The following is a 10835-nucleotide window of genomic DNA, read 5'->3' on the forward strand; positions in this document are numbered from 1 at the left end:
AGGTATTCTAACGGTTGATTCGAAAGTTCTTCAGCATTTTAAAAGGAGGATTTACACATGAATGAAAAAACCGGACAGAACGACACCGCTGAAAAGAAGCGAGGGAAAAAGAAGTGGATGCTTGCGGCGGCGGTTGTTGCTGTTGCCGTCCTTGCCGCCGTGCTGGTTTTCACGCTGCACGGAGGCGGCAAGGATAACGACATTCCAATGGGGAAGGAACCTGTAGCCGAAAGGGCGAGTGGGGAAATTCAGACGCCGGTAGGGGTGCTGACGTTCCCAGCGGAGTGGGCAGACCGGGTTTGGACGGAAGACGCCTCATCCGGCGATCAATACACCGAAAAATTTTACGGCAGCGCAGGCAAGGACGAGGTCCTTCTTTTCGAGATTTCTGTTGGCGCTGATGGCGTTGGCTATCGGCTTGGCAGCGCGCCGGATGAAAATGGCGCAATGCGGGAGCTATGGCTGAACATCAGCGAAATCGAGCCCAAGAGCGCCTGGACTGAGCAGCAGATTTCTCAGATAAACCTTATGCAGGGCTGCGTCAATGACCTGATTGAACAGGTTCGGGCGCTGGATGGCTTCCGCGAAGACGGCTGAGTTTTCTTGCAGCCGGGTCGTATACATTCAGTGCAGACGGCAGGATGATGAGATGACCGAATGCACCATACCCTGTGGGGAGAGTCCTTTCAAAGGAGTTATGCTTTGTTTAACCACTTAACAGTTGTTTTCTGGACATTGGCATATTTGATAATTGTCCTTTACGGAATTCAAGATAGAAAAAACCATCGGCTGCTTTTTATGCCCCTGATATCAGGAATGCTAGCCATTGCCTGGGAGATTAACGCACTTCTCATCTCAGGAGGTTTTTATGGACACGTCCTGTGGACAGCATTGATATCTTTATATTTATTCACAATGTTTGTTTTTTGGAAAAGAGCAAACGCGGGAAGTACCTGTTGTTGACCGCTGTGTCTGTCATAGTTCTGTATGGGATATTCCGTGTTCCTAATGCTGATGGGCAAAGAAACTCGTCCTTTGTAATAGATATTATTTTAGCAACTGAATATGTTCTGTGTGCAAAGCAAATCGCACGCCAAGGAAAGATTCCTGTCGGGGTATTAAAGTTTTTGGGGGATTTGTTTGCATGGCTGGCCAATATGCAGAGTTCTGTATTTGTTGCAGTCAGTGGCTTAATAGTGGCACTTCTACATCTGTTCTATTTGGCCATTTGCCTAGAGCAGGATTCTCGCAGTCGGAAGGGGGCACGGGAATGATGCTGTGGATTCAAGCAAATTCACTGTATCTGTTACTGGCAGCGGGAACGGTCTTCGATGTGTTCTGGCTGTATGGGATGCGGCGGCAGCTCCAAATGAAGTGGTTCGCTGTTGTAGCATTCTCGGTGCTGCATACAGCTGTCGGGGTGTGCAGCGTGAAAGCCTATGCTTTCCTGGAGAGCGGAGAAGTAGGAAACATGAGCCTGTTTGGCGCTGTGTTTTTTATGCCGGTGGTTTATTGGCTGGGCGCGAGGCTTACCAAACGCCCTTACGGCAAAGTGTGCGATGTGTTCGCACCGTGTGTGCTGTTTACACTGATGTGCGCCAGAATCAACTGCATGATTGAAGGTTGCTGCATGGGAGCGTATATCCCGGGAACACATTTCCGCTTCCCTACGAGAGAACTTGAAATCCTCTATTATATCGTAATGCTGGTTCTGCTGATTCCAAGAGTAAAAAAAGGCAGAAATCCCGGCGGCATTTACCCTTTTTATATGGCATCCTACGGGGCGTTCCGTTTTGTTGATGAATTCTTCCGGACGTCCTCAACGGGAATGCTGTTTCATCTCGCGCATGTCTGGGCGGCCATCGCGTTCGCGGTGGGGCTCAGTGTTTGCATGGAAATAAACGCAAGAAATCACCAAAGGAAGAAGGTAGCAAAAAAATGAAAAACATTTGGAAGCGATTCCTCTCGCTTGTGCTGTGCGTATGCATGGTCTGGTCGCTGTTACCCAACGTGACCATGACGGCCTTCGCGGCCAGCAGCGGCGAAGTGACGGGCCTGAGCAATGAAAACATCGGCCTGAGCTACAGCGGAGACAAGACGGATACCTGGACTGCCAACGGCACGACGGTCACCGGCTCGATTCAGAGTTCAGGCGGCTGTGGTACGACGCATTACAGCTCAACGCTGACCCTTACCAACAGGCGCAGTATCACCGCGGAGCTGAGCTTTGACTACGCAATTGATGCGCAGGGTGGCACGATTCAGGTGGACGGAACTGCTGTTACCGCAGGCGGTACATTCTCCAAAGAACTTGCCGCCGGCGGAACGGTAACTGTGTACATCAAGTCCAACAAAACCGACGCGCCTACGAAGGTCACGCTGTCCAACCTCGCGCTGTCTGCCAATGTTCAGGCGACCACAACGTTCCTCTCCGCGGAAAACGGTACTTACACCGTAAATGGAGTGGCCGTTACCGAGGAGTACAGCAACACCCAGAACGCAACAAACGCCTATAAGCTGGCTGCGGTGCCCGACGAGGGGTATCAGTTCCGCGGCTGGTACAACGTGACGACCGGAGAGTATCTCGGAACGGATACGATGCTCACGCTGAATGTTGAAAGTAACTGCACGATCACGGCCCAATTCATTGCCGAGGATGCGAACCTGTTTGAAGTGGGGACGCAGACATACGAAGATCTGGGTGAAGCAGTTGCTTATGCACGGGAAAACAGTATTTCCAAGGTCACGCTTCTGAGCAAAAAAGCGACGCTGACAGAGAACTGCACGATTCCTGCCGGGGTTACGCTGCTGGTACCTCATGACGCGGCTAAAACGCTGTTCACGAAGACTCCCACTGCTTTGACGCCCGGCAAACAGGCAGCTACAAAAAAGAATGAATTCAAATCCCTGACACTTGCCGAGGGCGTTACCCTCACGGTGGAGGGCAGCCTCAGCGTTGGCGGCCAGTATCAGTCTGCTTCCGGCGGCTCCAACAGCTACATGTCCGGTGATTACGGCCAGGTCTGGCTGAATGCGGGCAGTAATATCACGGTAAAGAGCGGCGGCAATCTGTATGCCTGGGGCTTTGTCTCCGGTGCGGGTACCGTCACGGTGAAATCCGGCGGTAACGTCTATGAATGGTATCAGATCCTGGATTTCCGCGGCGGCAGCGCAACCATGGGTATCGGCAACAAGGTATTCCCCTTCAGCCAGTACGACATCCAGAATGTGGAGTCCGCAATGACGCTGGAGCATGGCGCGACGGAATATGCGTATGCGGCGGTTTATGCCAGCAGCCGGATCAATGCTTCTACGATTCCTTTTATCGGAGACAATGGTATGTTCAAAATTGTCTCCGGCAGCCTGACCAAAATGTACGACGGTACGACTGACCGCATCCTTTATACGGTCAACGGCGAGGCGGAGGTCAATAACCTGGAACTGAAGCTGGCAGGTTCGACTGTCAACTCCGAGAAGTATGTCCTGCCTATCACCAACAATATGACGATCAATCTGGCAGAAGGCAGCAAATTGACGGTGAACCAGACCGCGGCGCTTCTGCCCGGCGTTCAGGCCAACATCGCAAGCGGCGCAAACCTGGTGATTGCCAAGGGCGTTGCCGTCTATGCCTATGACCAGGATGAATGGGGCGGCTATTGTGATACCTATAGCCTGAAATTCAAGGCTGTGGGCTATGCCCCAAGCAAGGCGTATAACCGTACCGAAAATGACCTTGTTGACGCGCGGTTGAACGTCAACGGTACGCTGACCGTCAATGGAACCTTGTATACCACGGAAAGCGGCGCGAATATCTGCTCCGGCGCCGGTACAGGCGTGTATAAACAGGAAGGCGCCATTGGCAAAGAGAAGGTTACTTACCAGTACACCCAGAGCGGTTCCAAAGTAACTGCCCATGAGATTCCCATCACCCCTGCCAGGCTGTGTAATGCTGATGGCACTTATGTGGAAACAGCGGATGCTGTAGTCGGGGATGCCTGGAGCTATGAAAACGGCAAGTGGACGCTGAATTCCGTACCCAGATGTACCGTAACCTTTGTTGCCAACGATGGCACCGACCAAACCTCGACCCAGGAAATTGTCACCGGTATACCAACGCCTTTGGATGGAAATACCTTCACCTATGAGGGATATACTTTCACCGGCTGGAACACCGAGGCAGACGGTACCGGCGAAAGCTACGCCGATAAGGCAGAGGTAACGCTCTCTGAGAATATCACGCTGTATGCCCAGTGGAAGATAAAAACGTTCACGGTCACATGGAAAAACGGCACCACTGAGCTTTATACCGAGCAAGTTGAGTACGGTAAGATGCCGGAATACGTCGGTGAAACGCCGACAAAGGCTGCGACTGTTCAGTATACCTACACCTTCAAGGGCTGGAGTCCGGAGCCTGCACCCATCGAGGCGGATACGACCTATGAGGCACAGTTCGACCAGACGGTCAACAAGTATCCCATCACTTGGTATGACGAGGACGGCACTACAGTTCTTGCCACCAGCGACGTGGAATACGGCACCGTACCCGCGTATCCCAACGGAGTGCCCACCAAGGCCGGCAACACTGAGATCACCTATGCCTTTAACGGATGGACGCCTGAACTTACCGAGGTGACAGCGGCTGCCAGTTATACCGCTACCTTCCGCGCGGTAAATAACCGCACGGTTATCTGGGTGAACTGGGACGGCACTGAGCTTGACAGAGCCAGGGTAACGGCAGAGCAGACTCCCGAGTATACCGGAGCCACGCCTGCAAGAGAGGGCAATGCGGAGTATGCTTACACATTCTCCGGCTGGGAACCCGTCCAGGGAGCCAACGACAGTGACATGATCTACAAGGCCGTCTTTGAAAAGACGCAGAGAAGCTACACCGTCACATGGCTCGATGAGAACGGCGCTGTCCTGTCCACCGATACTGCCGTTTACGGTTCGTTCCCTATGGCTCCCGAAATGGCTGCTGAAAAGACCGTAACGGAAACTGTTGAGGTTCCCGCCACGGAGGGTATGGACGCCGAGACCGAGGAAGCGGATCAGACCTTAACCACTGAGGAAGTCAGTACCACCTACTACTTCACCGGCTGGACGCCTGTTCTGACCCGTGTCACGGGCAACGTTTCCTACCAGGCTGTGTACGCCGCGGAAGCTCCCACCGAGACACATACTGTCACCTGGGAGAACTACGATGGCACAGAATTGGCCACTGTCAGCGATGTCAAGGCAGGGGAGACAGTTTCCTACAGTGGGGAGACTCCTGTTAAGAACGCTGACGAACATTACAGCTACACCTTCTCCGGCTGGGACGCGGCGGAGGATCAGAACGGTAATATTGTCTATACTGCCACCTATACCGCGAATGGTATTCCGAGCACCATTACCTGGCAATATGAGGACGGCACGGTTCTGAAAACGGAAAGCGTTCCCTATGGCGAGCTGCCGGTCTACAGCGGCGCGGTTCCTACGAAGGCGCCCGAGGGAGACAGAAAGTTCGTATTTGCCGGCTGGAGTCCCGATGTCACCGCAGTTACCGGTGATGCAGCCTATACCGCTGTTTTTGATAAGGTACTGAGACGTTATACGATCAATTGGGTAAACTGGGACGATGCCGTTCTGGCTGTCTCTACGGTAACGGAAGGGGAGACTCCGGCCTATACCGGCGAGACCCCGATTCGTCCGGCAGATGTCCAGTATACCTATACTTTCTCCGGTTGGACTCCGGCAGTAGGTCCCGCCATGGCAGATGAGACCTATAAGGCTGTATTTACAAGCGAAGCCGTGAAATATACCGTCTCCTGGTATGACGAAGACGGCACGACATTGCTGGAGAAAACCCAGGTCCCCTACGGGGAGGTTCCGACCTATCCCGGAATGCCTGAAAAGGCCGAGGATGACGACTTCATCTATACGTTCGCCGGATGGGATCCCGAACCCACAAGCGTCACGGGCGACGCAGGCTACAAGGCGGTGTTTAACAAGACCGCAAAGCTGACCGTCACATGGAAAAACGGTGATACCGTTCTGAAGACTGAAAAGGTCGCTCCCGGAACGGTTCCGGAATACACCGGCGAGGCTCCCGTGAAGGAAGACGATGAAAAGTACAGCTACACCTTCACCGGTTGGGATCCTGAACCTGCGGCAGTTACCGAGGACACGGTATTCACCGCGGTGTTTGAACAGACGCTGCACAAGTATACCATCACTTGGGTGAACTATGACGGCACCGTGCTTGACGAACAGACGGTGTTTCAGGACGAAATGCCTGCGTACACGGGCAGCGCTCCTACCAGACCCTATGACAACGACTACTCCTATACGTTCAGCGGCTGGACGCCTGAGCTGACAGCGGCAACGGAGGACAAGACCTACACTGCACAGTTTACCGCCGTGGCCTTTGTGAAGCACACCGTTTTCTTTGACGCAAATGGCGGCGAGGGAACGATGGAGCCCCAGGTGTTCCGTGTTGGCGTATCCGAGACCCTGAGCCCCAACGTCTTTACCTGGGAATACCATGAGTTCCTGGGCTGGAACACAGAGGCTGACGGCAGCGGCGCAACCTACGATAATGAGGGCGCGCTGATAGACCTCGATGCTGATATCACCCTCTATGCCCAGTGGAAGGAACTGGAGAAGCCCATTGAGCCGATCACAGCTTACAGTGATTTCCTTTCCTGCCTGAAGGAGCTTGAGATTTATGCCAGCCAGTACGCGCTTGAGCATCCCGGCGAAGACTCTGTGGCCCTGGTGATCAACTACATCCGCACAGGCGTAGCCAAGTATACGACCAGTTCGTGGAGCACCTTCTGCGGGCCGGAAAACACGGCTTTTGTCAACTATGTCGCGGAGCAGGAAGGCTCGAGAGAAGGCGCCCAGCGTCTGCGTGAGCTGAGAGAGTTCAGCCTGCCCAATGGCGATGCGGTGGACTTTGCCCACATGTTCGGCTGCATGGACATGGCCTATCATTCCGGTATTCAGAAGACCGCCGATCTGGGAAGCTGGGTCGGAGACATCTGTGACCTGGTGCAGCTGACTACCAACGCCGGTGTAACCGGAACGGTGGAAGAAATGGCAGAGGAAATCCGTACAAACAACGACAAGTATTTCCTCTATGATGATCCCAACGCCCATTCCTTCGGACGACTGGATCTGTACGGCGATCTGGATGGTTTCTACATCCTTAAAAAGCTCCCTGAGGGCCGCTCGATCAGCGCCATCATGGAAAGCTACTTCAATGTGAACCTGACCGAGAGCGTCCGGGCGAAGTTCTTCCTGAATAACCGCCTCGGCAGTGTCTCCACGAAGAGCGAGATTCGCACCATCGTCCTGGATACCTATCTTGACAACGACGGCGTCCTGACGCTGGAAAAGAGTTATGTACCGGGCGGCGTCAATGAGGATCTTCGTAAGGCGTGCTGCTACGCATTTGCGGACTACCTCTATGGGCTGGCGAAGGATCAGATTGAGAACCCCTACTATACGGTGTTCTCTTCCACAGAATCGAAGCTGGCTCCCGGCGTGACGCAAGAGACAAATATGGCCATTACCCAGGATGGTAAGCAGATTGTCTATTATATTGCGACTGCGGATATTTCCCGGAGCGATGTCAGCGTCTACGCAAATTACGGCCTCAATGACGCCTCTTCCTGGCGCATGACGCGTGTCACCGAGCAGATGAAGGCTGCCGAAGCAAACCATAGCGATCCCGAATCTGACCGCTATATTCCCAACTACAGCGCGGTGGTCGGTATCAATGGCGACTTCTACAATATGACCAATGGCGCACCCTCCGGCGCTCTCGTTATGGAGGGCGTGGAATACCACGGCTTCGCCGGCCGCGACGATGAGAACTTCTTCGGCATTCTCAAGGATGGAACCCCCATTATCGGCGGCGCCGAAGAGTGGGCGGCCAACAAGGACAATATTCAGGAAGCCGTTGGCGCATCCATCTGTTTGGTGAAGGACGGCAAGATTGCCGTCACCGAAGACAGCAACTACTATAATTCCCGGGTGTCCCGTACATGCGTGGGCATTACATACGACAGGCGTGTGATCTTTATGGTCCTGGATGGCCGGCAGGAGCCCTTCTCCGCAGGCGGCGCGGCCATTGAAATCGCCAGGATCATGCTGGACGCGGGATGCGTTTCTGCAGTGAATCTGGACGGCGGCGGTTCCACCACCCTGGCCACCAAGGCGGAAGGCGCGGAAACCATTGCTGTCGCAAACCGTCCCTCTGATGGCTATGAGCGTTCCGTCAGCTCTTCCCTGATGATTGTCTCCACTGCAAAACCCTCCAATGTGTTTGACCATGCGGTGATCTCCACGGATTATGATTATCTGACTGTCGGAACCAGCGTGAATGTTTCCGTTTCCGGTGTCACCGCGACTGGCGGTGCTGCCGCGATTCCTGAAAACAGCGAACTGAAGGTTTCTGATGATCAGGTTGGCACACTGACTGAGGGCGTGTTTACGGCTTCCGCTCAGGGAGAGGTTCAGATTCAGCTGGTCTCTGAGTACGGCACCGTTCTTGGCAGCAAGACGCTGAATGTTGTTGAGCCTACGGATCTCCGGTTCACCAAGAGCAGCATCAACGTTGTCTACGGAGAAGCAACTACGCTGCCTCTGGAAGCAAGCTACAATGGTAATCCGGTAAAGATCAATTCCGGCGATGTTGTATTTGGTTATGTGAAGGTCTCTCTCACTTCTATCGTTGTGAACGGAGAATCGGTTATGGCCAACCGCAATGAGCTGGTATACGACTATCCCGAGGCAGGCACGATTGAAGGCTTTGACTTTACCGCGAACGAGGCCGGAGGTCTGCGGAACCTGACCATTGGCGCGATTCTGAAGAACAAGACCGATGCGTTTAATGAAAGCTACAGTACGGAGTATCAGAAAGCCTATAACGAGGCAATTGCCGGTAACGCTACTGAAGAGCAGGCCCGCATCCAGGCTCAGAATGCCGCGCTGAGCAAGGCGCTCGGCGAGGCAGCGCAGACCACGGCATACATGTACAAGAGCAGCGAAGCGGAGTTTGACTTCAGCACTGCCTATGGAGACGGACTGCTTTCCTGGAAACGTAGCGTTCCCAATTCCACTTATAAGGATGATACGGCTACCTATTACCTGAAGGGACGGCAGGCTGAGATCAACTACACCTTCGCGGTGGATATGTCCAAGATTGCCATTCCTGAAAAGCTAACGAAGCTGCTGTATATGCTGCCCGGCGGCGATCAGGAGAGCAGAACCGCATGGGACTTCATGCTCCAGCTTGCGGAACGTATCAGCCCGTTGACAACGGTCACGATAACTATGAAGGTGCCTGAGGGCTTTACGGTGGATACGACCGGTCTGAGATTTGCCAATGAACTATTTACCCTGACCTCCAGTGAGGTCAAGGATGGTGTCCTGTCGGTTGTCTGCAACTATATTGCCCAGTCTGAGCCTATTAATCCCGCCACAGTCAACCCGCTGTGCGTGCTGAGCGGCTTGAAGCTCGTCGCGCAGGACGGCGCGTGGCCTCTGGACGGCAGTGATCTGGAATGCTTTGCGGCAGGCGATCTGAATTACGATATCTACGCGCACTTCCATATTCTGGAGAGCCTTGCACAAAAGGAGGAGTTCCAGAAAGAGTATGGCCTGTATCCCTATAATAATACGGCGAATATCCCGGGGGATTCCGGCGCGCACTTCATGGACACCGTGGCGCAGTATGAGGATCGCTGCTATCTGCACAGGGACAGCGCGGCTGCCCGCAGCGGCTGGTACCGGGAGGACGGGAGCTGGTCCTATTATGTAGACGGCACTGCCCTCACAGGCGTCCAGGAACTGCCCAGCCATATTGCTGATGAATCCGGCAAATTCTGGTATGACCTTGGCGAAGACGGTAAGTGCGGCGGCAAGCTCACCGGACTGTTTGAGAAAGACGGAAGCGGCTACTATGCCCGTATGGGCGTGCTTGCCACCGGTTGGCAGTCCATTGCGGATGCGGACGGCAATTCCTACTTCTACTACTTCGACAAAACAAACGGCAAAATGCTGACCGGCTATACCGAAGCGGATGTGAAGGGGCTGTTCTACACCTTTGATGAGAACGGCAAGCTGGTAAGAGGCGCTTTCCGCACAGATGCGCGGGGCACAAAGTATTTCGTGGCAGGTGAATCCTGGTTCCGGAGATTCGTAACGCTGGAGGAAGGAACCTACTGGATCGAGCGCAACGGGTACATTGCCTATGGCAACGCCCCGACGGTTCTTGACAACGTTATGGACTATACCTGGTATCACTTTGACGAGGAAACCGGCATTATGACCGGTCCGTGCAGCGGATTTGTGACGTATAACGGAACCATGGACGAGTTCGGCCCCGGAAGCCTCTACTATGTCGATAAAAACGGCAAGCCTTTCTATGGCGCAATTAAGGTAGATGACGGGATTATCTTCACGGCGACGGCTGGTCTGGTCTATCGGAATCGGAGCTGCTACATTTCCGACACCACCGAACAACGAGGATGCAGCCTTGGAACAGGAACATACTGGTGCGGCGAAGACGGCTACATTGTCGGCAATGGTTTTGCGGACATTGATGGAGCAACGTACTACTACAGTGATTATGTGATTGCCAAGGGCTTTACAAAGATCGGTGATGACTACTATCTGTTCAACAGCGGCAACGGCAAGATGGCAAAGGACGCCACCATGTGGGTTCCCGCCAACAGCTATGGCGTAGAGCCCGGTATGCACTACTTCCGGCCTGACGGCAAGATGTTTGTTCCGGATCTGGAAAACGGCGTCAAAAAGATCGTCAATGAAAACGGCAAGCTCTACTT

Annotated in this window: 4 protein-coding genes; all 4 read left to right on the plus strand. The window is 53.8% G+C overall.

Annotation, left to right across the window (positions count from 1 at the left end):
• Positions 1-57 precede the first annotated feature (57 nt).
• The gene (locus KQI10_RS09965) at positions 58-597 is read left to right on the plus strand and encodes a hypothetical protein (RefSeq protein WP_216567255.1); all 540 of its coding nucleotides are present in this window, start codon (positions 58-60) and stop codon (positions 595-597) included.
• A gap of 284 nt (positions 598-881) precedes the next feature.
• Entirely contained in the window at positions 882-1274 is a 393-nt protein-coding gene (locus tag KQI10_RS09970) for a hypothetical protein (RefSeq protein WP_216567256.1), read from the plus strand.
• The gene (locus tag KQI10_RS09975) at positions 1271-1942 is read left to right on the plus strand and encodes a prolipoprotein diacylglyceryl transferase family protein (protein ID WP_216567257.1); all 672 of its coding nucleotides are present in this window, start codon (positions 1271-1273) and stop codon (positions 1940-1942) included. Before KQI10_RS09970 ends, KQI10_RS09975 begins: the two co-directional genes overlap by 4 nt.
• The coding region (locus tag KQI10_RS09980; RefSeq protein ID WP_216567258.1) for a phosphodiester glycosidase family protein at positions 1939-10835 on the plus strand (8897 nt) is incomplete at its 3' end. The genes KQI10_RS09975 and KQI10_RS09980, both read left to right, overlap by 4 nt.

It is taken from the genome of Pseudoflavonifractor sp. MSJ-30 (assembly GCF_018918045.1).
In the GTDB taxonomy this organism is placed as follows: Bacteria; Bacillota; Clostridia; order Oscillospirales; family Oscillospiraceae; genus Faecousia.